This window comes from Aestuariimicrobium ganziense (assembly GCF_015352975.1).
Taxonomy (GTDB): Bacteria; Actinomycetota; Actinomycetes; order Propionibacteriales; family Propionibacteriaceae; genus Aestuariimicrobium; species Aestuariimicrobium ganziense.
The window spans coordinates 398015-422462 of sequence record NZ_JACYIZ010000004.1 but is presented as its reverse complement, the minus strand read 5'-3'; the positions used below and the strand labels follow the sequence as shown (position 1 = coordinate 422462).

24 protein-coding genes are annotated in these 24448 nt (G+C 69.0%); 13 read left to right on the top strand and 11 right to left on the bottom strand.

From position 1 onward, the window contains the following. The first annotated feature begins 4 nt into the window (after nt 1–4). Nucleotides 5–154, top strand: a complete 150-nt coding sequence (locus IE660_RS16595; RefSeq protein ID WP_407929014.1) for a transposase — start codon at nt 5–7, stop codon at nt 152–154. Here IE660_RS16595 and IE660_RS10105 read toward each other — a convergent pair. The 4 genes from IE660_RS10105 to IE660_RS10090 all read right to left on the bottom strand — a co-directional run bounded on the left by IE660_RS10105 (nt 147) and on the right by IE660_RS10090 (nt 5510). After that, nucleotides 147–1073 carry an integrase core domain-containing protein gene (locus IE660_RS10105; RefSeq protein ID WP_203568230.1) on the bottom strand — a complete coding sequence of 309 codons (927 nt, stop codon included), beginning with the start codon at nt 1071–1073 and terminating at the stop codon, nt 147–149. The genes IE660_RS16595 and IE660_RS10105 overlap by 8 nt on opposite strands. Before the next feature lie 17 nt (nt 1074–1090). Next, the gene (locus IE660_RS10100) at nt 1091–1408 is read right to left on the bottom strand and encodes a transposase (RefSeq protein ID WP_203568229.1); all 318 of its coding nucleotides are present in this window, start codon (nt 1406–1408) and stop codon (nt 1091–1093) included. Nucleotides 1409–1827: 419 nt separating this feature from the next. Beyond that, the gene (locus IE660_RS10095; protein WP_328701922.1) at nt 1828–3300 is read right to left on the bottom strand and encodes an oligosaccharide flippase family protein; all 1473 of its coding nucleotides are present in this window, start codon (nt 3298–3300) and stop codon (nt 1828–1830) included. After that, on the bottom strand, nt 3297–5510 hold the full coding sequence (locus IE660_RS10090) for a glycosyltransferase (RefSeq protein ID WP_203568227.1): 2214 nt from the start codon (nt 5508–5510) through the stop codon (nt 3297–3299). Before IE660_RS10090 ends, IE660_RS10095 begins: the two co-directional genes overlap by 4 nt. Before the next feature lie 260 nt (nt 5511–5770). Here IE660_RS10090 and IE660_RS10085 point away from each other — a divergent pair, with 260 nt between their 5' ends. The 3 genes from IE660_RS10085 to IE660_RS10075 all read left to right on the top strand — a co-directional run bounded on the left by IE660_RS10085 (nt 5771) and on the right by IE660_RS10075 (nt 9425). Further along, nucleotides 5771–7258 carry a polysaccharide biosynthesis tyrosine autokinase gene (locus IE660_RS10085; RefSeq protein WP_203568226.1) on the top strand — a complete coding sequence of 496 codons (1488 nt, stop codon included), beginning with the start codon at nt 5771–5773 and terminating at the stop codon, nt 7256–7258. 93 nt (nt 7259–7351) lie between these two features. After that, nucleotides 7352–8605, top strand: coding sequence for a hypothetical protein (locus IE660_RS10080; protein ID WP_203568225.1), 1254 nt, complete (start codon nt 7352–7354; stop codon nt 8603–8605). Next, entirely contained in the window at nt 8583–9425 is an 843-nt protein-coding gene (locus IE660_RS10075) for a polysaccharide deacetylase family protein (RefSeq protein WP_203568224.1), read from the top strand. The genes IE660_RS10080 and IE660_RS10075 overlap by 23 nt, the downstream gene beginning before the upstream one ends. Here the strand turns inward: IE660_RS10075 and IE660_RS10070 are convergent. Continuing rightward, nucleotides 9398–10441, bottom strand: a complete 1044-nt coding sequence (locus IE660_RS10070) for a glycosyltransferase (RefSeq protein WP_203568223.1) — start codon at nt 10439–10441, stop codon at nt 9398–9400. The genes IE660_RS10075 and IE660_RS10070 overlap by 28 nt on opposite strands. Nucleotides 10442–10599: 158 nt before the next feature. Here IE660_RS10070 and IE660_RS10065 point away from each other — a divergent pair, with 158 nt between their 5' ends. Then, nucleotides 10600–11583, top strand: coding sequence for a GNAT family N-acetyltransferase (locus tag IE660_RS10065; RefSeq protein WP_203568222.1), 984 nt, complete (start codon nt 10600–10602; stop codon nt 11581–11583). Here IE660_RS10065 and IE660_RS10060 read toward each other — a convergent pair. Continuing rightward, nucleotides 11555–12631 (bottom strand): O-antigen ligase family protein, encoded by a 1077-nt coding sequence (locus tag IE660_RS10060; protein WP_203568221.1) that lies wholly within the window; start codon nt 12629–12631, stop codon nt 11555–11557. The two genes, IE660_RS10065 and IE660_RS10060, sit on opposite strands and share 29 nt — an antisense overlap. Then, nucleotides 12631–13575 (bottom strand): NAD-dependent epimerase/dehydratase family protein, encoded by a 945-nt coding sequence (locus tag IE660_RS10055; protein WP_203568220.1) that lies wholly within the window; start codon nt 13573–13575, stop codon nt 12631–12633. The genes IE660_RS10060 and IE660_RS10055 overlap by 1 nt, the downstream gene beginning before the upstream one ends. Nucleotides 13576–13677: 102 nt before the next feature. On the opposite strand from IE660_RS10055, the gene IE660_RS10050 reads away from it, so the two are divergent. Together IE660_RS10050 and IE660_RS10045 are read left to right on the top strand one after the other, a co-directional pair. Beyond that, nucleotides 13678–14379, top strand: a complete 702-nt coding sequence (locus IE660_RS10050; RefSeq protein ID WP_203568219.1) for an arsenate reductase/protein-tyrosine-phosphatase family protein — start codon at nt 13678–13680, stop codon at nt 14377–14379. Further along, the gene (locus IE660_RS10045; protein WP_203568218.1) at nt 14376–15293 is read left to right on the top strand and encodes a nucleotidyltransferase family protein; all 918 of its coding nucleotides are present in this window, start codon (nt 14376–14378) and stop codon (nt 15291–15293) included. The genes IE660_RS10050 and IE660_RS10045 overlap by 4 nt, the downstream gene beginning before the upstream one ends. Here the strand turns inward: IE660_RS10045 and IE660_RS10040 are convergent. The 3 genes from IE660_RS10040 to IE660_RS10030 are packed head-to-tail and all read right to left on the bottom strand — an operon-like array spanning nt 15253 to nt 16576. Then, complete coding sequence (locus IE660_RS10040) at nt 15253–15534, bottom strand: hypothetical protein (protein ID WP_203568217.1); 282 nt, start codon at nt 15532–15534, stop codon at nt 15253–15255. The genes IE660_RS10045 and IE660_RS10040 overlap by 41 nt on opposite strands. Then, entirely contained in the window at nt 15531–15806 is a 276-nt protein-coding gene (locus IE660_RS10035) for a hypothetical protein (RefSeq protein ID WP_203568216.1), read from the bottom strand. Before IE660_RS10035 ends, IE660_RS10040 begins: the two co-directional genes overlap by 4 nt. Further along, the gene (locus IE660_RS10030; protein ID WP_203568215.1) at nt 15803–16576 is read right to left on the bottom strand and encodes a hypothetical protein; all 774 of its coding nucleotides are present in this window, start codon (nt 16574–16576) and stop codon (nt 15803–15805) included. The genes IE660_RS10035 and IE660_RS10030 overlap by 4 nt, the downstream gene beginning before the upstream one ends. Nucleotides 16577–16705: 129 nt before the next feature. On the opposite strand from IE660_RS10030, the gene IE660_RS10025 reads away from it, so the two are divergent. From IE660_RS10025 to IE660_RS10010, 4 genes are all read left to right on the top strand, one after another. After that, nucleotides 16706–17161 carry a hypothetical protein gene (locus IE660_RS10025; protein WP_203568214.1) on the top strand — a complete coding sequence of 152 codons (456 nt, stop codon included), beginning with the start codon at nt 16706–16708 and terminating at the stop codon, nt 17159–17161. A 158-nt stretch (nt 17162–17319) separates the two neighbouring features. Continuing rightward, nucleotides 17320–18714 carry an L-serine ammonia-lyase gene (locus tag IE660_RS10020; RefSeq protein ID WP_328701920.1) on the top strand — a complete coding sequence of 465 codons (1395 nt, stop codon included), beginning with the start codon at nt 17320–17322 and terminating at the stop codon, nt 18712–18714. Nucleotides 18715–18877: 163 nt separating this feature from the next. Continuing rightward, nucleotides 18878–19966 carry an ABC transporter ATP-binding protein gene (locus IE660_RS10015; RefSeq protein WP_203568212.1) on the top strand — a complete coding sequence of 363 codons (1089 nt, stop codon included), beginning with the start codon at nt 18878–18880 and terminating at the stop codon, nt 19964–19966. A gap of 113 nt (nt 19967–20079) precedes the next feature. Next, a complete protein-coding gene (locus IE660_RS10010; protein ID WP_203568211.1) occupies nt 20080–21267 on the top strand; it encodes a Bcr/CflA family efflux MFS transporter in 1188 nt (395 codons plus the stop codon). Here IE660_RS10010 and IE660_RS10005 read toward each other — a convergent pair. Continuing rightward, on the bottom strand, nt 21248–21778 hold the full coding sequence (locus tag IE660_RS10005) for a GNAT family N-acetyltransferase (RefSeq protein WP_203568210.1): 531 nt from the start codon (nt 21776–21778) through the stop codon (nt 21248–21250). The two genes, IE660_RS10010 and IE660_RS10005, sit on opposite strands and share 20 nt — an antisense overlap. A gap of 52 nt (nt 21779–21830) precedes the next feature. Here IE660_RS10005 and IE660_RS10000 point away from each other — a divergent pair, with 52 nt between their 5' ends. Together IE660_RS10000 and IE660_RS09995 are read left to right on the top strand one after the other, a co-directional pair. Then, a complete protein-coding gene (locus tag IE660_RS10000; protein WP_203568209.1) occupies nt 21831–23003 on the top strand; it encodes a trans-sulfuration enzyme family protein in 1173 nt (390 codons plus the stop codon). 25 nt (nt 23004–23028) lie between these two features. Beyond that, entirely contained in the window at nt 23029–24432 is a 1404-nt protein-coding gene (locus IE660_RS09995; RefSeq protein WP_203568208.1) for a DUF4032 domain-containing protein, read from the top strand. Nucleotides 24433–24448: the final 16 nt, after the last annotated feature.

The following is a 24448-nucleotide window of genomic DNA, read 5'->3' as shown; positions in this document are numbered from 1 at the left end:
CCCGATCCCCGAGATCGCCAAGCTGGGCCGCACCCTCAAGCAGTGGAAAGACGCCTTCCTGGCCTACTTCGACACCGGCCGCGCCAGCAACGGCGGCACCGAGAGCATCAACGGGCTCATCGAACTCCACCGCCGCATCGCCCGCGTCAAGTAGTTGGCAGGATTTCGGGCTGGGGAAAGGTGGGGACGGTGGGGGCTGCCAGGCCACGGTGGACCTCTGAGGGCCGGTTCCAAGCCAGGTGTTCGTGGGGTCGGACGGTGTTGAACTCGACCCGATAGGCATCGGCCTCGCGGACCAGGTCGAGCCCATCGTCGATCTGCTCGCGGTAGAGCCGCTCGTACTTCAAGCTCTGGAAGGCCCGTTCACGGACCCCGTTCTGACCGGGCGTCCTGACACGAGTCCGAACATGCCTGAGCTCCGGATGGGCCGCGATGAAGTGCTCGAACCGGAACGAGCGAAACGGCCCACCGTTGTCGGTGACCAGCGTGATCGGGACGACCTCACCGGTCTCTGGATCAGTGAGGTGGTCGACCAAGGACACGCCGCCGAGCATGGCTTCAGCCTTGGCGAGGGCGAGTTCCACCCCGGCGATCGCGTCGTGCTGGTTCGCCGTGGGTGACCAGTGCCAGGCGAACTCGTACTTGCTGAAATAGTCTGCGACGCCGGCGACCCGCCACGTCCCACCACCTGTGGTCTCGTACTCACTGAAGTCGAACTGCCAGACCTGATTCGGACCGGTCGGTGGCGCGGCGAACGCGGCCTTGCGCTGCTTGGCCAACTCCCGGCGCTGTTTCTGGTGGTCAGCGTGCAGCAGGAGGCCTTCGTCGGCCATGATCCGCAACACCGTCGATGGCGACAGCAGGTGTCCGTCGTGACGGACCATGGCCCAGATCTTGCGATGTCCCCACGCGGGATGCTTGCTGGCCGTCGCGGCCACGGCTGCCCGGTGTTGGTCGCGCGACGGTGCCGGCCACGGCCCCTTGACTGGTTTCCCTGCCCGGGCTTTGGCTTGCCAGCGTCGCCAGGTTCGTTCGGGAATGCCGAGCAGTTCGCAGAACTTCGAGGTCGACATTCCCTCGTCGATCCGGATTACCTCGAGGTCTTCGAAGGGCCCAGCCGGCCCTCCGCGCTCTTCTTCCAGACACGCAGTTCGACCGCTGCCTCGCCGAGGGCGAGGGTGAGGTCCTCGACCTGGGCCTCGAGTTGCGCCTCTCGGGTCGACGGCCCAGACTTTCCGGCCGCGAGTGCTGTCTTGCCCGCTTCGAGGAACTCGGCCTTCCAGCGGCCGATCGACTGCTCGGAAACCTTCTCCTTCCGAGCCGCCTCGGCGACGCTGATCTCGCCGGCCAGCACGCTCAACACGATCCTGGTCTTGGTCTCCGAGCTGAACACCGGTGGTCGTCCCATGGTCGGGTCCTCCTGCTCTCAGACGCCGATCATGCCCCCACAACCGGCCTGCCAGAAAGCTTGACGCGGGACAGCACCGCCCTCGGCTTCCGCAACCGAGACAACTACCGGCTACGCATGCTCCTCATCGGCGGCGGACTCACCCCGCCACCCCCACCGGAAGTGTGAAGAGCCACATTGGGGAATCTCCGTGACGTGTGCGGATGCGAGAGAGCCGGGTGATCGGTGTGCACCGAGATTCCTGTCACCTCGGCATCGAGGGACAGGAGCACGCGCAGGGTCTCCGCGGTGATCGCCGCACCCCCCCGGTTGACGTCACCAAACAGATTGCTTACCACGACCCGGAGGGGCGCGGCGTTCATGCTGGGGGTGGATGAGTGATCGATTGACATGGGTTCTCCTCGATGGCTCTGGGAATGTCACTTGCCTCGTGCGAGGCGTGCCAGCTGGGCCCCGGATTCCCGCACGGCACGGCGCGCGACAACCCAGCCAACGCTCAGGTAGAGCACGATGCCCGTTGCGACCCCGGCTGCGAGCTGAAGCACGGGAGGCAGCCCGGGCGTCAATGTGTTGATCACGAGATGGACGCCGCCAAACATGACGCCACACACGACCAAGATGCCAAACAGATCCCTGCCCAAAGTGCGGACACCTATACCGAGGGGGCGGGCGACGGTGAACTCCTGCACCAGCAGGGTGATCAGCGAGGCGACCAGAACAGCCAGGGCAACGGCCATCAGAGAGCGAAACGCCCACGCCGCCACGAGCGCCCCTACGGCGACGAGCAACGCACGCATTCCGACCAGTAGCGTCGCGCGGAATATCAGTCTCTTGCGCGCGATCGCCATCGTAGACACGGCGTGGATGGCGAGATCAGTGACACCGGCCAAGGTGACGAGCCGCATCGGATCAGCCGCCCCCGACCACTGGGCTCCGAACAATAGCTTTATGAGCGGCGCCGCGACTGCAGCAATGCCAAACATTGCGGGCAGGGCGAGAGCAAATGATGAGAGAGTGGCTCGACGCCACGCGCTGGCCTGGTCCTCGAACTGCTCGATGCCAGCGAGGATGGGCAGCATGACCTGTCGGAATATCCCGCTGATGCGAACACGCACGATGCTCGGCAAGACGTAGGCGATGTAATACACGCCGAGCTGGGCCGGACCCATGACGCGGCTGACGACCCAGTAGTCCGCGTTCTTTCCCAAATACCCGAAGACCGAATTCAGGCCCATGCTGCTGACGAGGGCGACATCCTCTCGCACCTCCGCGAAACGGGGCCGGTGCCTAGGGATCCACCTAGCGAGGGCGAGGCTGACAATCAGCGAGGCGCCGGCGCCGGCCACCTGTCCCCAGATCACCGCCCAAGCTCCCAACCCGAGCAACGCCAAGAGGACCTCGAGCACGAAGTAGACCACAGCACCCACGACGGTGACTGAGTTCATGCGGTTGAACTGCAGTCGCCGTTGCAGCAAAGCCTGCGGCACCAACGTAGTCAGCGATAGGGGGACGGTTACCGCCAGGACCATCACGTACGGCGCTGCCCCCGGTTGTCCAAGGGCTGCAACCAGTTGTGGGGACGCCACTGCGATGGCTCCGCCCATCCCCAAACCAGCCAGTAGCCCCACCCAGAAGTACGTTGCCGCCTTGCGCTCGACGTCGGCAGCCGAAGTGACGATAGATGCCGTGATGCCCGAAAGGCCGAGCAACGATGCCGCGCCGACCAGGCTCTGAGCCAATGCGATGACCCCAAACTCATCGGGAGCTAGGAGGCGCGCGAGCGCTATTGTGGCGAGCGCACTACCGACCTGAACGGTCATCTGGGCCAAGATGGAGGACCGGGCCCCACCGCGGGCCGAAGCCCCGATCGAGCGCTGGCGAGGTTCGTTCACGGACGCGTTCCCCGGGTCGAGGTGGGCTCCGCGAGCCGGGCCAGGAGACGCTCCCAGGCCTCGGCCGTGCTGGCGAGCGAGAAGAGCGCCACGCAGCGCGCCCGGGCTTGGGTCCCCATCGTGCTGCGCAAGTCGGCGTCGACGAGTAGACGGGATACGGCGTCCGTGATGTCGGCCAGCTCGGCGGGCCCCGGCTCGACGACCAGCCCCGTCTCGCCGTTGGCGACGACGTCGGTAACACCGGCGGCGAAGGTGGAGACCACGGGCAGGGCGGTCATGCCCGCCTCAATCAGGACGCCTGGCATCCCCTCGCTGCCCGGTGCGCTGGTCATAACCACCAGGTCGGCGCCGCGGAGCAGGTCGGGCACGTCCGTCCGCGTGCCCAGGATGTCGACGTTGAGCTCGCGCGCCCTGACCGACAGTCCCGCTCGCAGAGGGCCGTCGCCGACCATGGCGACATCGCACACGACCCCCCGGTCTCGCAGCGCGGCCACAAGGTCTAGAAAGAGGCCCGGACGCTTACCTTCCTCGAACTGGGCGATGAACAGCATTCGGGGAGTTGCCCGCGGCTCGGGTCCAATAGCAGGCCGATATACCTCGGGGTCCCGGCTATTAGGAATGAGGCTCATCCGATCAGCTGGCACACCCAAGGCTGAACTCTGGTCGAGTAGGTCGCGAGACACGCCGACGATGTGTGTTACCCGGCGGGATAGGGCACGGTAGAGCCTCCGGCGACCAGGTTGCTCCAGTTCCGTGGCGGAGAGACCCGTGCGCTTGTACACCGTAGGGGCCGAACTCCCGGCGGCCACGACATACTTCAGCGCCTCCCCGCCATGAGCCACCACTACATCGGGTGCCACTCGATTCAGAGCCCCCCGAAGCGCTAGCACGGCGCGTGGATCTAGACCGGCGCGCTTGAGCAGCCCCGGACGGACACTGAGGCGCACCTCAGCCTTCATAGCGGCTTCGCGCCCTTCGAACAGGGTGGCAATCAAATGGCGCTGCGATCCTGCTGCGTTGAGAGAGTCGCGCAGCCGGGCCGCGAAGACTTGGGCACCCCGGTCACGGTCCTGTGGAAGAACGTGGAGGACAGTCGGGACACGCCTTGAGGGCGTCGTGGACGCGGCGCGCGCATCGTAGCCACTACCGCTCGCCATCCGGTACGCCTCGAAGGAGGCCTGCGCCACAGATCGTTGGTCGAACTCTTCGCGAGCGCGCGTCTTCGCCGAGGCACCGAGTTGTTCACGACGCTCGGCGTCCCCAAGCAGGGAGGACACAGTGGTCGCGAGCGCTTCGGGGTCCCTCGGCGGCACGAGATTCAGGTGTTCGCCGTCGATCCCGATCTCACGGCAGCCGCGAATGTCGCTCAGCACCATCGGCAGCCCGCAGGCGGCGGCCTCCATCGATGCCCGGGAGAAGCCTTCGCGGTACGAGGCGAGGACAAACACGTCAAGGGCCGAGTAGACCGCTGGCATGTCGGTGTACTCACCGACGAAGCGGATGGCGTCCTGGTGAGGCACCTCAGTTGCGCTGTCAGTCTCGTCCTCGGGCCCAACCCAGACGAAGACGGCTTGGTCACGCAGGCGGTGGGCGGCCTCGGCGAACTCGGCGAGGCCCTTCTCGCGGACGCGTCGTCCGATCGTGCCGACCACCAACTGGTCGTCGGCGATCCCCCACTCAGCACGGATCCGGGCCCGCCCCTCGGGGTCGGGCTGGAAGCGATCCAGGTCGATGCCGTTGCCGACGACCTTCCACCGTCCCGGCTTCAGGAATCGCCGCATCGTGTGGGCATCTTCGGCGTTCTGGAACAGCTCGAAGTGGGAGAAGCGCGCCGCGAGAGCTTCCAGGGAATGCACGAACAGACGCTTCATCAGTCGATCTTCAGGGCGTGCCCACAATCCGTGACAGGTGTTCACCACCACAGGTACCCCGGCCAGTCGACCGGCGATGCGTCCCATCACCGCGGCCTTCGGGGTGTGGGTGTGCAAGACGTCCAGCTTGAGCCGGCGCAGCGTGCGCACCAGCTCCACGAACGCCTTCAGATCGCTCAGCAAGGACCACGACCGTGTCAAGTTGTGGATCGGCACGTGGGTGACCCCGAGTGCCTCCACACGCTCCACATAGGGTCCGGGAGCACTGATGCCGAACACGGTGTGACCCCGCTCCACGTCGACGGTGAGTTCCGTTCCGAGAAGCAGCGCGAGACTCATGTCGACCGTTGTTAGGTGCGCCAAGCGCCACGCCCCATTGCGTGGATCGGCAGCGGTGTCTTGAGTCGGCACCCGGCAATCTTCGCAGATGACCCCGAGTCGTCCGAAATGCACCGACAACATCTCCTGAAGAGTTGCCAAGGACGTGGCGAGCCAGCCGGTCTGGTGCCGGCCCGCGGCGCATCGGCCGGTAGAGTGTGGCGGGCATGCCCGGGGTTCGCGCACGTGTGCGGCCGACCGACGATGGGGAATTAAGACAGATGACATTGCGTGACTACCTGCGGATCTTCCGCCGACGGTGGCTCATCATCCTCGCGTGCACCCTGGTGGCCGCCGGCGTCGTGTTCGCGATCACCGACGAGTCGGAACGACCAGCGCTCGGCTACGCCGCCACCGCCACCCTGGTCGTGGACGGTGAGAACGCCCAGGGCAATCTCAGTCGGATCGCGCTCTACGTCACCACCGGCGACATCCCGGTGCGCGCCGCCGCAGCGTTGGGCCACCAGGGCGACCCGGCCGTGCTGGCCTCGGAACTGGAGGTCACCCCCGACCCGGCTGCCGGCGCCTTGACGATCACGGCCAGGTCCGACCAGGCCGAGCGTGCCACCGCGGTGGCGAACACGTTCGCCGACGAGACGGTGAAGTACTTCGACGCCAACCGACAGCTGGGCCAGGTGCGGGTGCTGCAGCGCGCCACCCCGGTCGCCGAGACCCCGTCAGGCGGGTTCGTCGTGCCACCGGGCCGTCTGCCCCGCACCCTGATCGCCGCCGCCCTCGGCCTGCTGCTCGGCGCGGCCCTGGCCCTCATCGTGGATCACCTCGACTCACGGCTGCGCACCCGCGACCAGGTGCACAAGGTGCTGCGGATGCCGGTCATTGCCGAGGTGCCGAAGCTGCTGCGGACCCGCAAGAACAGCCCCTTACCGGTGGTCTCGCAACCGTTGGGCCCCTACGCCGACGCCTATCGGTCAGCCCGCACCGCGATCACCCACCTGCCCGCCCAGCAGCTCGAGGGCAACGCCGCAGGTGAGGCCACCGAGCGCCCGGGGGCTGGCAAGGTCGTGCTGGTCAGCTCCGGGTTCGCCAGCGAGGGCAAGACCACCAGCGTGGCCAACCTTGCCGCCAGCTTCGCCGAGACCGGCAAGAGTGTGATCGTCGTCGACGGTGACCTGCGCAAGCCCGACGCTCACCTGCTGCTCGACGTGCCTGAGGGCGCGGGGGTCACCGACTACCTGAGCAACCCGACCGACTTCCCGCTGCGAGCCGTGATTCGCCCCACCAACGTGGCCGGGGTCGAGATGATCACGGCCGGCACCCAGCTGGACTCTCCCACTTCACTGGTCACCCGGATGGGCCCGCTGGTGGACGACCTGTGCCACCAGGCCGATGTGATCATCGTGGACAGCTCGCCCCTGTTGGCCGCCAGTGACGTGTACGACCTGCTGCCACTGGTCGACGCCGTGCTGCTCGTGGTGCGCAGCGGACGCCTCACCACCTCGGCGGGTGAACGGATCGCCGAACTGCTCGGACGGTTCCGCACCCCGGTGATCGGGGCGATGCTGATCGGTGCGCCGGTCTCCGACCAGGGGTATGGCTACGGCTACGGGTCGGGCTATGGGTACGGCAACAGCAAGCAGCGGGCCAAGAAGCGGCAGAAGGCCGCTGGCCGGGCCCCGGCCGCCCAGCCCCCCGCGGGTGCTGGCGAAGCCGGGGCCCCGCCGCCGCAGCGCGCCGCCCGGGCGAACTGAACTGCGGTGCGGGCACGCCCCCTCGACGGACTCGGCCTGACCGCCGCCGGCCTGGTGATGGTCGCTGGCTACGCCGCGCTGCTGGCGTGGGCGATGAACACCCAGACCTACAGCGTCTGGGGCGGTCTCATCGCGGTGCCGGTCGTCGTCCTGCTCAACGCCCTGCTGATCTGGGTCGTTGCGCGACGACACCAGCCCTGGCTGATGCGCGTCATGGCGTGGGGGTACCTGGCGAAGCTCGCCGGGATCACCATGCGCTACCTAGTGCTCTACGTGCTCTACGACGGCGGCGGTGACGCGGAGCGCTACAACCTCTACGCCGCGGCGAACTACCGGCTCTGGCGCGAAGGCGCGTTCGTCTGGGAACCGGGAGGTAAGCAGGGCACGCAGGTCCTCGAGCTGATCACCACCACGGTCTACGCCCTCACCGGACCCAGCCCGTTCGCGGGGTTCGTCGTCTTCGGCTCGCTCGCCTACTGGGGGATCTACCTGCTGTATCGGGCGTTCGCCACGGCCCTGCCGGCGGCTGATCACCGACGCTACGCGCTGCTGGTCTTCCTGCTGCCGTCGGTGCTTTACTGGCCCTCCAGCATCGGCAAGGAGGCTTGGTTGCTGCTCTTCGTGGGCGTGACAAGCCTTGGCGCCGCGCACCTGTTCACACAGCGCCCGACGTGGTTGCTCCTCCTGACGGTCGGCGGACTCGGTACCGCCCTGGTACGACCCCACATGGCAGTGCTGCTGGTCACGTCGCTCGTGGTCGCGCAGGTGCTCCGTCCGGCCAGCACCAAGCCGCTGGGGGTGTTGTCCAAGGTCGGGGGGCTGGTGGTGATGGCCGCGGCCGCCCTCCTCCTCACTCAGCAGTCGGCCGAGTTTCTGGGCATCGACGACCTCACCGCGCAGGGCGTCATCGAGGAGATCGGCTGGGCGAGCGGGCAAACCGCTCAGGGCGGGTCGTCCTTCACCCCAGTTCCGCTGACCAACCCCCTGGGTGTCCCCGTGGCCTTCGTCACGCTGCTGTTCCGGCCGTTCCCGTGGGAGTCAGGCAACATTCAGATGCTGGCCCAGAGCCTGGAGGGACTGTTCGTGCTGGGCTTGGTTGTGGCGTCCTTCTCGCGCTGGCGGGGCGTGTGGAGATCCCTCACCCGGGAGCCCTACCTGGCGTTCTCTCTCACCTACGTGGTGGCGTTCGTCCTGGCATTCTCCCAGTTCGCCAACTTCGGGATCCTCGCGCGGCAGCGGGTGTTGATGCTGCCGCTGGTCCTCGTGTTGCTGGCGCTGCCCAAGGCCACGCTGTTGGCCGACCGCCCGACCGAGGAGGTGACCCGTGACGTCACGGTTCCAGGCTGAGCGCCATCCGCGCACGGTGGTGAAGAAGATCCTGGCGCGGTTGGGAGGCAGCAGCTCCGCGAAGGGCGCCACGCTGTTCATCTACCACCGCATCGGGGGCGGCACCAGCAACGAGCTCGACCTCGAACGCGCCACGTTCGTGCGCCAGCTCGACCTGTTGGCCGATCACGATGTGGTCTCGCTCGATGAGGCGTTGGACCGACTCGACGCTGGCGACACCCGACCGACGTTCGTCCTCACCTTCGACGACGGGTTCGAGGACGTCTACGACAACGCCTGGCCGCACCTGCGCGAGCGCCGATTGCCTTTCCTCATCTACCTGGCGGCCGGATTCGTGGGCGAGGCCATGGTGTGGGAAGGCGCCACCGCGGAGGGGCCGCCCGGGCGAGGGCTCACCTGGGCGCAGCTGCGCGAGATGGTCGACTCCGGGCTCTGCACGATCGGCAACCACACGTTCTCCCACGCCCGCCCGGAGATTCTCACCACCGAGGAGTTGGATCGCTGCACAGAGGCGGTCGAGCGCGAGTTGGGGGTGACTCCCCGTCACTTCACCTATCCGTGGGGAATCGCCGTCCCCGAACTGGAGCCCGAAATACGTGCACGCTTCCGCAGCGCGTCCACCGGCGAACTGGGACGCAATCTGCCCGGCGTTGACCCGCTGCGGTTGCGCCGGGTTCCGATCCGCCGCACGGATCCTGAGGAGTTCTTCGCGGCGAAGCTACGCGGCGGTCTGCTGCCAGAGCGGCTGTACGCGGGAATGGTCACCGGCGCGAAAGCAAGTGTGCGCCTATTTCAGCGAGTCCGGCCGAGCTCGGCGTAAGCCGCCTCCTGCACCGCCACGGCCCGCCGGATGTCGTAGTCCCCGGCGCGGGAGGACGCCCCCGCCGCCAGCGCGGCCCGCACCGGCCGATCGCGCGTCAGCCGCACCAGCGCGGAGGCCAGTGCCTCAGGGTCACCGGCCGGAACCAGCAGCCCCTCACGCTCATGGCGCACCTGCTGCGGCACGCCGCCCACTCGTGTGGCCACCACCGGGAGTCCCGCTGCGAAGGCCTCCATGATCGCCACGGGCAGCCCTTCGTGTGCCGACCCGAGCACGAACACATCGGCCGCGGCCATCAGCTCGGCCACATCGCGGCGGAATCCCAGGAAGCGGAACGACTCAGCCAGACCAAGCTGCCTGTGCAGCGCTTTCAACTCCTGCTCCAACGGGCCCTGCCCCACCGAGACGACGCGGAGCCTCGGTTCTCGCCGCGTCGCGACCGCCGTGGCGCGCAGCAGGTTGGGGTAGTCCTTGTTGTGGCGCAGGTTCGCGACGGTGATCGCCAGCACGTCGTCCTCGGCGAGCCCCAACTCCTGACGCACCCTGGCTCGGGTGGAAGGGTCCACCGGCTCTTGGTGGGCGTCGATGCCGTGGATCAGCACCGTCGTCCGCTTCTGGGCCGATGGCCACATGGTGGCGAGCACCTGGTCAGACACGGCCCAGCGGCGGGCATCGACCCACGCCGTCAGTCCGTTGAGCCACCGTGTGGGGAGTCGGTGGCTGCTCCATTCGTTGTGCTCGGTGACGAGCAGGGCGGGCCTCGTGCTGGGCGGCAGGGTTCGGGTGATCAGCCTCGCCACCCCCGACAGCACCGGGGAATGGCTGTGCACGACGTCCGACTCCGACAATTCCCTGCGCAGATCGCGCAACCAGCCAAACCGACCCGTCGTTCGCTCGCCCAGTCGCTGCGGCATCACCCCGGCGGCGACAAATTCGTCCACGAGGTGGGTCTTGTCTGCACGGACGAAGCGCACCCGATAGTCGAACGATTGGTGATCTGCGACGGTCGCCGACAACAGCAACAGCTGCTCGGCACCCCCAGGACCCAAGCCCTTGATCAACCACAACACCCGCACCCGATCGAGCGGTGATTTCGACATGGTTGGCTCCATTCAGCGGCGGGCAGCACGCCCTAGACTCGAGGCAGCTTAGCAACGCCGAATGAAGGAGCCCTGTGGCCACGGTACGAGCTGATGACCTGCTGATCCGGCGGGCAGAGCCTGATGACGATCCGCAGGTGATTCCGTTGTTGCGGGCGGCCCTCAAGAAGTCCGAGGATCCCCACTACGAGGCATTTCTGCACTGGAAGCACCGGGAGAACGCCTTCGGACCTTCACCAGCGTGGGTGGCCGTGCATGACGGCCGGATCGTGGGCTACCGCACCTTCCTGCGGTGGCGCTTCCTGAACTCCGCCGGGAAGCCGGTCACGGCCGTGCGGGCGGTGGACACCGCGACCCACCCCGACTACCAGGGCCTCGGGATCTTTCGCACTGCCACCCTCCGCGGAGTGGCCGAGCTGACCCTCGAGGGCGACGGAATCGTGTTCAACACCCCCAACGACCAGAGCCGGCCCGGCTATCTCAAGATGGGCTGGTCGGTGGCACGGCGTCTGCCGGTCGGGGTTCTGCCCGCCAGCCCGGCAGCGCTCGCTCGGATGGTGTCGTCCAAGGTGCCCGCAGCGCTGTGGTCCGACGAGACCAGCGTCGGCAGCGACCCGAGCGTGCTGCGCGACGGCTCCGTGTCCACGGCACTGCTCGCCCACGCCCCGCGGCAGGGTTTCCGCACCGACCGCACCCCGGAGTACCTGGTCTGGCGAACCTCGTTCGCGCCTCTGCGCTACCGCGTGTTGTTCGCAGATGAGGGGGACCCGCCCAAGGGTGCGGTGATCTTCCGGCTGCGCCGACGCGGGTCGACCGTCGAGGCCGCGATTGTCGAACAACTCGTTCCGAACTGGCAGACCGGCGCCCGTCTGGTGCACCGCGTCGTCCGGGAGACCGGAGCCGACTACGCCATCGGACTGCGGACCGGCCCGGACGCGGGGCTGATCCCCCTGCCCGTGCCCGGGGCCGGCCCGCTGCTGACCACCCGGCCGTTGGCCGCCTCCCCGCCTGCCCCCAAGGAGTGGACGCTCACCCTGGCGGACGTGGAACTGTTCTGATGGACGCCCGGCTTCCGAACCCCAGGAGCACACCCGCCAGCAGCCCCAGTGCTGGGTGGTCGAACAGGTGGTCCATCAGTGAGTGCACCCACAGCGCAGTCCACGCGGCGAGGGTCACCAGCGCCCACGGCGCAGGCTTGGCGGCCGCCATCGCGAGCCCCCACACCACGAGCAGGCCGAGAAGGCTCGCTCCCACCAGCCCCAGCTCGCTGAGCACCTGCAGCAGCGAGGAGTGGGCGGCGGCCAGGTCGGGGTCGCTGGCGTACGGGTTCACCTCGACGTAGGCACCGGGACCTCCCCCGCCGACCGGGCTGGTCGACCACAGCTCAAGTGCTCGCTGCCACAGCACGCGGCGCACGTCCGACAGCGAGCTGGTGGCTACCTCGGGCCACGTGCGTCGCGTGGTCAACCACAGCAGTCCCGCCACGGCGGACCCGAGCGCCGCGACCGCCGGCAGCGTCATCCACCACGTGCGGCGAGGACGGGCGAGGACCGCGACCAGCACGGCCAGCGCCACCGGGGCGAGCACCGTGATCCCGGCCCACGACCCGTGCCACACCCCAGCCACTCCGGCCAGAACGGCCGCCGCGGCGAGAACCGCGCGGCGCACTCGTCCGGTCGTGCCGAGCAGCAAGAGCCCGCAGAACGCCATGACCTGGGTGGCGGCGGCGGTGTTCGCGTTCGCGTAGCCCAGCGGTGCGGGAACGGGCGCCAGGTGCACCGGGGTACCTGGCAGCACCAGCACGGCTGCGGCCACGGCCAGAGCATCCACCCACCGCCCGCGGGCGAGCAGCCAGTACAGCGGCTGGGTCCTCAAGTCGGGGTCAGGGGCGGGTCCTATGCGATCCACGCGACCGGCCAGGCGTCCCAGCACCACGCCCAGCAGGACGGCCGCAGGCGCCACCAGGTACGGGGATCCCCACAGCACCGATCGGTCGTGGATCACGCTGGAAGTCAGCACCCACGCCCACCACAACGCGACCGTGACCAGACCGGCCACCTCGACGCGGGTGAGCCGCCAGCCGGTGGCACCTCGCGCCACGGGCATCAGCGGGAGTAGTCGGGCAGGGTCCGGAACCAGTCGACGGTGGCGCCAATGCCCTCGGCCAGCGGCACCGCCTCGACATCGGGGAACAGCGACCGCAGCCGGGCGTTGTCGGCCTGGGAGTCGCGCACGTCACCGGCGCGCGGCTCGGTGTGGGCCACCTCGGGAGCGAACCCGAGAGCATCCCCGATCACCCCGATCAGCGAGTTGAGCGAGGTCCGCGAGCCGAAGGCCAGGTTGACCGGATCAGGGTCGGCAACCCCGCGCACCACGGCGTCGGCCAGCACCCGCGCCACCGTGCCGACGTAGGTGAAGTCACGGGTCTGCTCACCGTCGCCGTGCACGGTGAGCGGCACCCCGCGCAGCGCAGCGTCCACGAACGCCGGCACCACCGCGGCGTAGGCATGCCCGGGACGCTGCAGCGGCCCGTACACGTTGAAGAACCGGAAGGCCAGGGTGGGCAGCCCGTAGGTGTGCCCGAACGACAGGGCGTACGCCTCGGTGGCCAGCTTCGACACCGCGTACGGCGAGATCGGAGCCGTGCGCATGCTCTCACGCTTGGGTAGCTCCCGGTTGGCCCCGTACACCGAGGACGACGACGCCACCACCACCTGCAGGCCCCCCGCGCGCCGGGCCGCCTGCAGCACCTCGAGGGTGCCGGTGGCATTGGCGTGGTGGCTGGCCACCGGGTCCTTCACCGACCGCGGTACCGACGGCAGCGCCGCCAGGTGGATCACAGCCTGGGCGCCGTCGAGTGCTTCGTCCAGGGCGGCGGGGTCGAGGATCGTCCCCTCCTGCAGCCTCACCTCGGTGCCGTCGAGGTTGGCGCGGTTGCCGGTCGAGAGGTCGTCGAGGGCCACCACCTCGTCCACCTCGGAGCGGCTGAGCAGCTCCCGGCCGAGGTTGGACCCGATGAACCCGGCACCGCCGGTGACCACGATCTTCACGCGGCTCACTGTAGCGAGCATGGCCAGCAGCCCACCCGCTGCGGGAGGAGCCCGTCCTCGCGAGGCCGTCGCGGCCCCAGCGCGGCGGCTAGGCTTCCGACGGTGGAGCCCCCTACGCCAACCCCGCGCCGTGCCGCGGCGCGTCCGCTGCGGGTGCTGTTCGTCTGCACCGCCAACCGGGCCCGCTCGGTCTACGCCGAGCACCGGGCGCGGGCGCTCCTCACCGAGCCGGCGCCGGGGACAGTCGGTCAGGTCCGGGTCGCCAGCGCCGGGGTGCGAGCCCGTGACGGCGACCCGGTCGAGGACGGGATGGCCGCCCAGCTGCAGAGCCGGGGACTCTCAGCCGCCAGCCACGCCAGTGCGCCGGTCACTGACGAGCTGCTGAGGTCGGCCGACCTGGTGGTGACCTTCGAGTTCGCCCACCACATGGCGATCCTCGACGCGCACCCCGACCTTGAGACGCCGGTGCTCGGCTTCACCCAACTGATGTCGGCGGTGCAGTCAGCCGGTGAGGACGGAGGCCCGCCCACGATCGCGGACCTGCTCTCGGTGGCCCCCGTGAACTCGATGGGTCTGGACGTGGAGGATCCCTACCGGCGCGGCACCAAGGTCGCCGCCGCCTGCGCGCAGCAGATCGACGAGGGGCTCGCGGCGATCGTCCCGTTCCTCCGCCAGGCGGCAGCGCAGCTCGACCCGGCAGACGTCGAGGACGAGCATCCCGTCTGGGCTGAGCGCGCCGTGGAGACCGCGGAGCCCGAGCCGCCCCGCTGGTGGCAGGGCCTGCTGGGCCGGGGACGAGAGTGAGCAGCGAGCCGCGCGGCCTCACCCTGGACGAGGCGGTGCCCCTGTGCACCGTGGTCACCGCCCGCGCTCTCGAGGCGGCCGGGATCCGGGCGCTGGCCGTGAAGGGCCCGACCTTCACCGCACTCGGGGTTCGGCGCGGCCGGGTCTCGATGGACGTCGATCTGCTCGTGGACCCCACACGCCACCAGGACGCCGAACAGGTGCTGCGGACCCGCGGCTGGCAGCTGTGGGCCATCGAGTACGCCTACCGACCCTTCGGCGCCCACTCCACCACCTGGGAACACCCCCAGTGGGCCTGCTCGCTCGACCTGCACGTCGAGTTCCCGGGCTTTCTTGCCCCTGCTTCGGACACGTTCGAGGCGCTGTGGACGTCCCGGGTCAGCGTCCCGGTGGCCCACCAGCCCGTGGCCACTCCCTGCCGGCCGCACGCCGTGGCGCTCGACCTGCTGCACGCGCTGCGCGATGCTCGCCCCGAGCATGAGGACGAGGTGGTCGCCGCCGCGCTGGCCGCCATCCCGCAGCCCCTCACCCCGGACGAGATACGCCAGCTGGCGACGTTCCTCCCCGCCACTGGGTCGGTGGAGACGCTGGCTGCGCTGGTGCGGAGCCTGGACTTCCAGGTGGAGGGGGCGTCGACGCCGCTGCGATCCGAGGCCCTGGACCGCTGGCGGCTGCGCCAACGGGCCGGTGAGGCGCCGTTGGCCTGGTGGGCCTACGAGCTGCGCCACCACCCGTGGCTGGCAGTGCGCCATCTCGCCCGCGAGCTGTGGCCCACGGAGGGGCAGGCCCGGACCTGGGCGAAGTCGAAGCAGATCCCCTACCCCGGACGACGCCAGGTGGTGCAGCTGCGGGCCGCCAAGGCCTGGCGTTGGCTCACTCGGAGCGCAGCAGCCCGGCTGCCGCGGCGTTCCTGAGGAACTCCTCCACCACCATCCGCCGCCCCTCGGCATCGAGGCCGTCGACCAGGGCTTCGAGCTCGCTGGGAGTTGCGCCGTCGTTGGCCAGCGCGCGCCACAACCTCGCATACGGCTCCGGGACGAGCATCGTGGGAGTGGACCTGGCGGCGGGCTCGAGGATCGCGACGGCGACGGCGTCCGCTTCGACGTCCACCCAGGCGACCTCGGGGGCGATGGACCAGCGGGTGTCGGTGGTCACGTCGGCTCCTCGCTGAGGGTGAGAACCCGCTGGGCGACCAGGTCGGCGAGGGCTGCGGCCGCGGCCTCGTCCACGCTCATCCCCGGAGGAGGGCCGAAGGCCTCGTCCAGCCCTCGAACAATGGTCTGCTCAGCGAGCGGGGTCTCGGTGTGGACGACCAGCCACGTGCCGATCGGACCGAGCCGGACGAAGCGGTCCGGGTAGAGGGCGATGGCCTCGCCCCCCTCGACCAGGAGGTCGTCGGGCGGGGTGCGGACGTACCAGCGGGTCACGACGGGTCCCCTATGAGCGCGGCGGCGACGGCGCTGAGGTCGCTCGCCTCGCGGTAGGTGCAGCGCAGGACCGGTCCGTGCGCAGCGATGACGCGACGCAGGGTGCGCAGCGGCTCGTCGAAGGCACGGATCCACGAGGTCTCCGGGAGAAGGGCTGCCATCGCGTCGAGCGGAGCCAGCTCGGCGAGGTCGGGTGCTCCGACGTGGTCCGGCTCGCGGCGCAGGACCACGATGCGACCCACGCGCAGTTCGGCGGCAGCGTGCCGCAGCTCCAGGTCGTCCGGTGAGGTCTCGGACTTCTCGGCCTGGCCAGGAATCCGGAGTGACAATGGCTTGGGATAGGGGTGAATGCGTCCGGAAGCCGGATCGATCGCGACCGTTTCGTCGCTGACGTAGCCGAAGCGTTGACCCAAGTGACGCGAAAGGGTGGTCTTTCCGGTGCCACCGGGGGCGGCGAACACGAGACAGTCGCCGGTCGCGGGATTGCTCACCGCACCGGCGTGCAGCATGAGCCAATGGCCTGCCTGCGAGGTGATGAGACTCTCGGTGACGTCCTGCGTGAGTCGCTGCAGGGTGTGGCGCCGGGCTGCGTCGAAGGAGTCGCTCGGGGGCTGGACGTGGAGCGTTTCCGCTTGTCGTGAACTGGTTGCTGGAATCAGGCACCGCGACCAGACGTGGGTGGCCGCCTCCAGCAGGGTCCGACTGTCGGGGTCGGTGAACCGGAGCTCGACCGAGGAGTCAAGCCCGTGCACCCGCAGGCTCGGAACCATGCCCTGACCCTATCCAGCTTCAGTGATGCTGAAAGTCTCAACGTGTGGTGACCCCGATGTCGCAACTCAGCGAACTTTCGATAGAGTCACTCGCGACGAGGCCTCTTCCTGCCCGCAGGTGGCGGAGGGGTGCAGCAGAAGGACAAGGAGACCACCATGGCCGACCTCAACACCGTGCTCGATGACCAGACCGGCAAGGTCAGCCGCCGCAACGTCATGATCGGCACTGCCTGGGCCGTGCCGACCATCATGACTGTCGGTGCGGCTCCCGCTGTGGCTGCGTCCGGTCAGACCGGCTCTCTGGTGGTGACCAGGAACGGGAAGGACTTCACGTTCAAGTTCACCGTGTCACCGATCCCCCCCGAGGCGACGATGGAGATCACCAGCATCACCTACTCGCCCGACGACACCGCGACATTCTGGGCGAACTCGCCGGTAGGTGTCACAGGTACCACGAGCGGTGGCGAGGTGAATATCATCGGCAAAGCTGCGAACCCTGCCAACAAGAAGAACCCGATCGTCCTGACGGTGAGCTACACCCTCGACGGGGTGGCTCAGACTCCTGTGCAGTACACCTACGAGTGAGGCGCTAGGACTCCACTCGATCGGATGGCCCTGCCCATCGTCGCGCTACGACGGACGTTCAGGGCCCTCTTCACCACTGTCGTTCAGGACGTCTGGCGTGGGCCGCCGCCCGCTCCTGCATGTTGCTCCTGCCCACCGACAGCGAGCAGACTGCACCCGTGCCCGTCAGCGTCCTCGAGCTGTTCACCATCGGCATCGGCCCGTCGTCGTCCCACACGGTCGGCCCGATGCGAGCGGCGCGCACGTTCGCCGCTGAGCTGGTCGCCTCCCCCGCGGGGCCTCGGGTCACCCGCGTCCGGGCTGAGCTGTTCGGCTCTCTCGGCGCCACCGGCCACGGCCACGGCTCCGAGGCGGCAGTCCTGCTCGGGCTCGAGGGCGAGCACCCCGAGACCGTCGACACCGCTGCCACCGCCGAGCGGGTCGGCGCCATCCGGGCCATGCACACCCTGCACCTGGATGCCGTCGGCTCCCCCACGCCCGCAGCGGTCCGGTTCGACCCGGAGCGCGACCTCGTCCTGTGGCGCAACCGCAACCTGCCCGGCCACCCCAACGGCATGACCTTCACCGCCTGGGCCGGCGACGAACTCCTCGTCCAGCGCACCTTCTACTCCGTCGGCGGAGGTTTCGTCCTCGAGGCCGCGGACGACGGCAACCCGCGAGTGGCGCCTGACCCCACCGTCGTCCCGCACCCGTTCCGTACCGGGGCCGACCTGCTGCGCGCCTGCACCGAGCACCGGCTCACCATCCCCGAGGTGATGCTCGCCAACGAGGTCGCCCGTCGTCCCGCCGAGCAGGTCCGCGAGGGCCTGCTGCGGATCTGGCAGGTGATGCAGGAGTGCGTGAGGGCAGGCTGCTCCACCTCAGGCGTGCTGCCCGGCGGACTCAAGGTGCGCCGGCGCGCGCACCGGATGGCCCGCGACCTGCAGCAACGCTCCAGCCGACCCGGCGGCGACCCCGACCCGCTCGCCGCCCTGGACTGGCTCACCCTGTGGGCGTTGGCGGTCAACGAGGAGAACGCCTCCGGTGGCCGGGTGGTCACCGCCCCCACCAACGGCGCCGCCGGCATCATCCCCTCGGTGCTGCACCACGTCACCCACTTCGTCCGCGACGACGAGCAGACCGTCATCGACTTCCTGCTCACCGCCGGCGCGATCGGCGCCATCTACCAGCAGACCGCCTCCATCTCGGGGGCCGAGGTCGGCTGCCAGGGCGAGGTGGGCACCGCCTGCTCGATGGCCGCCGCCGGACTCACCCAGGTGATGGGCGGCACCCCGCAGCAGGTGTGCAACGCCGCCGAGATCGGGCTCGAGCACCACCTGGGGCTGACCTGTGACCCGGTCGGGGGTCTGGTCCAGATTCCCTGCATCGAACGCAACGCCGTCGGCGCGATCAAGGCCGTCACCGCCAGCCGGCTCGCCCTGGCCGGCGACGGCCAGCAGGTGGTCAGCCTCGACCAGGTGATCAAGACGATGATGCAGACCGGCGCCGACATGAAGACCAAGTACAAGGAGACCGCCCGCGGCGGGTTGGCGGTCAACATCGTCGAGTGCTGAGGGCCCGCGCCGAACAATCCTGTGGGCATCCCCCACGATCATCCATCCGTGTGACAGACTCACGGTGTGCCTCGAGCCACGAGGCCACCTCATGAAGTCGCACCCTCGGGAGCGCTTCCACTCGGATCGTCGGGCACGTACCTGCCCGTGGAAAGGACATGGCATGGCTGGAGTGACCTTCAAGGACGCCACGCGCGTCTACCCGGGCGCAGACCATCCTGCGGTCAACAAGCTCAACCTCGAGGTCGGTGACGGCGAGTTCATGGTGCTCGTCGGCCCGTCGGGTTGTGGCAAGTCGACCTCGCTGCGCATGCTCGCCGGCCTCGAAGAGGTCAACGCGGGCAACATCTACATCGGCGACCGCGACGTCACCGACCTTCCCCCGAAGGACCGGGACATCGCCATGGTGTTCCAGAACTACGCTCTGTACCCGCACATGAGCGTCGCCGACAACATGGGCTTCGCCCTCAAGATGCAGAACGTGCCCAAGGCCGAGCGTCAGGCCGCCGTTCTCAAGGCCGCCAAGATGCTGGGCCTCGAGGAGTACCTCAACCGCAAGCCGAAGGCCCTCTCGGGTGGTCAGCGTCAGCGTGTTGCCATGGGTCGCGCCATCGTGCGTAACCCGCAGGTCTTCCTGATGGACGAGCCGCTGTCAAACCTCGACGCCAAGATGCGCGTCTCGACCCGCACCCAGATCGCCGCCCTCCAGCGCCAGCTCGGCGTCACCACCGTCTACGTGACCCACGACCAGGTCGAGGCCATGACGATGGGTGACCGCGTGGCGGTCATGAAGGACGGCGTCCTGCAGCAGGTCGACACCCCGCTGGCCCTCTACGACAAGCCCAACAACCTGTTCGTCGCAGGCTTCATCGGCTCCCCCGCCATGAACCTGATGAAGGGCAAGGTCGTCGACGGCGGCGTCGCGCTCGGTGACTACACCGTGCCGGTGCCGCGTGAGGTGCTGGCCAAGGCCGGCCAGACCGTGACCCTGGGCATTCGCCCCGAGGTCTTCACGATCAGCGAGGGCGAAGGCCTCGGCGTTGACGTGGCCCTGGTCGAGGAGCTTGGCGCTGACTCCTACGTGTACGGCACCCTCGCGGGCCTGTCGGACGCGGAGAAGCTCAACGCCCAGCAGATCGTCGCCCGTATCTCGACCCGCATTCCCCCCGAGCGCGGCTCGCAGGTGCGTCTGGGCATCGACCCCGAGCACGTGCACGTGTTCAGCGACGAGACCGAGGATCGGATCTCCTGATCGCTCAACCACATCTCGACCCGAAGGCCCCACCGTCACCGGTGGGGCCTTCGGGCGTTGCCGGGGCCAGAGCCAGCCGACCCGCACGCACGGTCGTCCCGCTCACCGCCGCCTTGATCGGGTCGCTGGCGCTGCAGAGCGCCCTGCCGCCGTTCGCCACCGACATGTACACCCCCGCCCTGCCCCGGGTGGTGGCCGACCTCGACACCACCGCCGCCGCGGTTGGGTTGACGCTGACCGCATTCTTCATCGGCATGGCACTGGGACAGTTGGTCGGTGGACCTGTCTCTGACCAGCGCGGACGCCGTGCGCCGATGGTGGTCGGCGGCATCCTGTGCACGCTGGGCGCGATCGGCTGTGTGGTGGCCCCGAGCATCGGCACCCTGATCGCAGCCCGCCTGCTGTCGGGTTTCGGCGGCGGCATCGCCGCCGTGGTTGCCCGCGCGGTGATCGTCGACATCACCTCGGGTGACCAACTCGCCCGGTTGATGTCGGTGATGATGGCCATCGGCGGCCTGGCCCCGATGATCGCCCCGGTCACCGGCGGTGCCGTGCTCACCCTGGGTGGCACCTGGCGCACCGTCTTCGGCGTGCTGGTGCTGCTGGGCCTGCTGATGACCGCCACGGCAGCCTTCATCATCCCCGAGTCGCTGCCCGCCGAGCACCGCCATGGCGGCGGGGTGCGCACCTTCGTCCGCGACTGGGCCGAACTCGTGCGCATCAGGCCGTTCATCGGCTACATGCTCACCAACGCGTTCTCGGGCTTCGCGATGTTCGCCTACATCTCCAACTCCAGTTACGTGCTGCAGTCGATGAAGGGCATGCGGCCGATGTCGTTCGCGGTGTTCTTCGCCGCCACCGCCTTCAGCCAGGTGCTGCTCAGCCTGCTCAACGCCCGGATCGTCACCCGCTACGGGCAGCACCGGCTGATCACCCTCGGCATGTCGATGTCGAGCCTGGCCGTGATCGGCCTCACCATCGGGGTGTTCCTGTTCGACACCCCGTTGGTGTGGACCGCGATCTGCTTCCTGGTGATGATGGCCGTGCAGGCCTTCGTCTTCGGCAACGCGGGTGCGCTGGCGTCGTCTCAGGCGGTGCACATCGCCGGCTCGGCCTCGGCGATGCTCGGGGTCGTGCAGGCCATGGCCAGTTCGATCTCGGCCCCGCTGGCCAGCGCCGGAGGATCCACCACGGCCGCGCCCATGGGGGGGGTGATGATCTCGGGCATGGCCATGGCCTGGGTCGCCTACCTCGGCATCGCGCGCGGCGGACGAGCCGGGCTCACTCCAGGACGAGCCTGATCGGCTGCAGGCCGGGCACCGGGTCGGTGGCCAGCCGACTCATCGTCCGCACGTCGTGGCGCACCCCGTCGTACAACAACTTGGCGCGCTCGATGCCCTCGGCGATGAAACCGGCCCTCTCGGCGACCCGACCGGAGGCGAGGTTCTCGACCCGGTGACCCAGCTCGAGCCGGAACAGCCCGCCCTCGTCCAGCGCCCAGGTCGCCACCGTGGCGGCCGCCCGCGAGGCCAGTCCTCGTCCTCGGGTCTCGGCGCCCATCCAGTAGTGGAACCAGCCGTTGCGGTGGGCGTTGAGTGCGTCACTGATGCCCACGTTGCCGATCGGCACCCCGTTCTCGGTCAGTGCGAACGCTCGTCCACCTGGTTGCGCGAACCGCTCGATCAGCGCCCGGCAGGCCGCCAGGTCGTCCAACGGCGGCAACTGCCTGACCAGGTCGGGAGCGCTGCGCGACAGCCGGAAGAGTGCGGGAGCGTCGTCGATGGTCCACGGCCTCAGCAGCAAGTCGTTCACGCCTCAGACACTAGCCACCCCGGTGGTGCGGTCGGCGGGTAGGTTGACCCGCATGACTGAGCACGGCCACGGCGACCAGCCCTCCGACCTGCCCCCCATCGGGTTGCCACCGCTCAGCCGGCTGACCCGGGGCATCCGGCACGGCCTGGGCACCGACCGTGGCCACCACGCCATCGTCCCGCCGTGGTACCCCTCGACCAACTACCGGTTCTCGAGCCTCGACACCAAGGCCGGTGACTTCGACTACGCCCGCACCGCCAACCCGACCCGCGACCTGTTCGGCGAGGCCCTGGCCACGCTCGAGGGCGGAGCCGGTTGCGTGGTCGTCACCTCGGGCATGGCCGCCGCCACCCTCGTGGTCAACGCGCTGGTGCCCAACGGCGGACGAGTCGTCGCCCCCCACGACCTGTACGGCGGCTGCTGGCGGCTGTTCACCCGGCTGCACGAGCAGGGCCGGATCGTCGTCGAGTACGTCGACCTGACTGACCTGGCTGCTGCCCGTGAAGCGCTGTCGACGCCGGCCGACCTGGTCTGGATCGAGAGCCCCTCGAACCCGCTGCTGCGATTGACCGACATCGAGGCGGTGACCGGGTTGGCTCGCGAGGCCGGGGCGCTCAGCCTGGTCGACAACACCTTCTGTTCACCGCTGCTGCAGACGCCGCTCGCGCTCGGCGCCGACCTGGTGCTGCACTCGACCACCAAGTTCATCAACGGCCACTCCGACGTGCTCGGCGGCGCGGTGATCTCGTCCACCACCGACCTGGACGAGCAGGTGCGGACTTGGGCCAACACCCTCGGCCTGACGGCCAGCCCGTTCGACTCCTGGCTGGCGCTGCGCGGGCTGCGCACCCTGGACGCGCGGCTGAGGGTGCATGCCGAGAACGCCGCCGCCGTGGTCGACCTGCTGCGCAGCCACCCCGCGGCGAAGACGGTCAACCACCCCGGCTTCGGGTCGGTGCTCAGTTTCGACGTCGGTTCGCTCGACGCGGCGGCTCGACTGGTCGACGGCCTGCGCTGCATCGACCTGGCCGAGTCGCTGGGCGGGGTGGAGTCACTGATCTGCCACCCCGGGTTGATGACCCATGCCTCGATGCCTCCGCACGTGCAGGACGCCGCCGGGATCACCCCCGGGCTGCTGCGGCTGTCGATCGGCATCGAGGGAGCCGACGACCTGGTCGCCGACCTGCGGGCCGGGCTCGACCGGGCCCGAACCCTCCCGGCCTGACAGGGCCGCGTGCCACAATGAGCCGGTGCCCCGGTTCCTGTCCGCCAAGCCCGACCAACGGCTGATCCCCTTGCCGTGGGGCACCCCGCTGGCCGAGTGGCCCACCGAGCACCTGGTGGCACTGCCCCGCGGCATCTCGCGCCACGTCGTCCGGTTCATCAGGGTCGGCCACGAGGTGTACGCGGCCAAGGAGGTCATCGAACACCTGGCGATCCACGAATACCGGTTGCTGCACGACCTGACCCGACTGGACGCCCCCTGCGTGGAGCCGGTCGCTGTGGTAACCGGCCGCACCGCCGCCGACGGCACCGCCCTCGACCCGGTGCTGATCACCAAGCACCTGCAGTTCTCGCTGCCCTACCGTTCGCTGTTCCACTCCGGTGTGCGCCACGACACGGTGATGCGGCTGATCGATGCGCTGGTCGTCCTGCTGGCCAAGCTGCACCTGCTGGGTTTCATGTGGGGCGACGTGTCGCTGTCGAACGTGCTGTTCCTGCGTGACGCGGGCGCGTTCTCGGCCTATCTGGTCGACGCCGAGACCGGTGAACTGCACGACGAACTGACTGCCGGCCAGCGCGAGCACGACATGGTCATCCTGCGCACCAACATCTTCGGCGAGTTCTGTGACCTCGAGGCCGGTGGCCTGCTGGACGAGTCGCTCGACCCGCTCACCCTGGTCGACGCCATCGACACCCGCTACCGCGAACTGTGGGCCGAATTGACCGGGGTCGAGGAGTTCAGCGGCGGCGAACTCGACCGGATCGAGTCACGGGTCCGGCGACTGAATGCCCTGGGCTTCGACGTGGCCGAACTCGAGGTGACCACCACCAGCACCGGTGATCGGGTGCTGATTCAGCCCAAGGTGGTCGACGCCGGCCACCACTCGCGCCGGCTGATGCGGCTGACTGGCCTCGACACCGAGGAGAACCAGGCTCGACGCCTGCTCAACGACCTCGACACCTATCGGGCCTGGACCAACCAGGGCCACGTCAACGAGGCCGTGGTCGCCCACCAGTGGCTCAACGCCAACTTCGAGCCGGTGGTCGCCCAGATCCCGCCCGACCTGCGCGGCAAGCGCGAGTTGGCCCAGTTCTTCCACGAGGTGCTCGACCACCGCTGGTTCCGCTCGCAGCAGGAGAATCGCGACGTGCCGCTGGCCGAGGCAGCCCGCAGCTACGTCGACTCGGTGCTGCGCAACCTGCCGGACGAGGCGATGAGTACCGAGTCGATGGTGCAGGTCAGCCAGGGCAACACTGCCGGGCAGTTGCGCAACCCTTACGACCCTTCGCACGGCTTCATCGACCCCGACGAGGCCGACGACGAGGACGAGATCGACCCGTGGGAGGCTGCCGCCGAGCAGGTCGACCTGCGCACCGCGGGCATGCTCGACATCGCAGCCCTCCGGGCCAGGCAGGCCGACCAGGACTGACCCCCTAGACTGGCGC

Bases quoted from the DNA above. Each gene is read 5' to 3' on its own strand.
- IE660_RS10105 (WP_203568230.1), bottom strand. From the start codon at position 1,073: ATGTCGACCTCGAAGTTCTGCGAACTGCTCGGCATTCCCGAACGAACC.
- IE660_RS10100 (WP_203568229.1), bottom strand. From the start codon at position 1,408: ATGGGACGACCACCGGTGTTCAGCTCGGAGACCAAGACCAGGATCGTG.
- IE660_RS10090 (WP_203568227.1), bottom strand. From the start codon at position 5,510: ATGAGTCTCGCGCTGCTTCTCGGAACGGAACTCACCGTCGACGTGGAG.
- IE660_RS10085 (WP_203568226.1), top strand. From the start codon at position 5,771: ATGACATTGCGTGACTACCTGCGGATCTTCCGCCGACGGTGGCTCATC.
- IE660_RS10080 (WP_203568225.1), top strand. From the start codon at position 7,352: ATGAACACCCAGACCTACAGCGTCTGGGGCGGTCTCATCGCGGTGCCG.
- IE660_RS10060 (WP_203568221.1), bottom strand. From the start codon at position 12,631: ATGCCCGTGGCGCGAGGTGCCACCGGCTGGCGGCTCACCCGCGTCGAG.
- IE660_RS10030 (WP_203568215.1), bottom strand. From the start codon at position 16,576: ATGGTTCCGAGCCTGCGGGTGCACGGGCTTGACTCCTCGGTCGAGCTC.
- IE660_RS10015 (WP_203568212.1), top strand. From the start codon at position 18,878: ATGGCTGGAGTGACCTTCAAGGACGCCACGCGCGTCTACCCGGGCGCA.
- IE660_RS10000 (WP_203568209.1), top strand. From the start codon at position 21,831: ATGACTGAGCACGGCCACGGCGACCAGCCCTCCGACCTGCCCCCCATC.